The organism is Pseudophaeobacter profundi (assembly GCF_029697505.1).
Taxonomy (GTDB): domain Bacteria; phylum Pseudomonadota; class Alphaproteobacteria; order Rhodobacterales; family Rhodobacteraceae; genus Pseudophaeobacter; species Pseudophaeobacter profundi.
Genome location: NZ_JARJEF010000236.1, coordinates 1 through 276, shown reverse-complemented (window position 1 = coordinate 276; position 276 = coordinate 1). Strand labels below are relative to the sequence as shown.

Annotated in this window: 1 protein-coding gene; it reads right to left on the bottom strand. The window is 61.6% G+C overall.

Features of this window, described 5'->3' with window-relative positions:
• On the bottom strand, positions 1-276 hold a 276-nt coding region (locus P2081_RS20845; RefSeq protein WP_278924697.1), incomplete at both ends, for a UbiA family prenyltransferase.

Here is a 276-nt window from a genome sequence, read left to right as displayed (position 1 = left end):
GCGAAGCGTAAGCGAACCAATCATTGGTCATGTCCAACAGAGTTGCCGACACAGACAACGGCACGATCAGAGCCGTGTAGCGAAGTGCGGTTCTCCGGCACAAGCCTGGATTGGTGACGGACATCATCCGGTAGCCAGCGCGTGAGTAGTCGGGTCGCAGGTTCCAGGAGAGAGCGTTGAAGTGAGGGAACTGCCAGGCGTAGAGCATCCCTGCGAGCACCCAGGCGGCGGGGTCCAGAGTACCGGAACAGGCGGCCCATCCCATCAGCGGCGGCA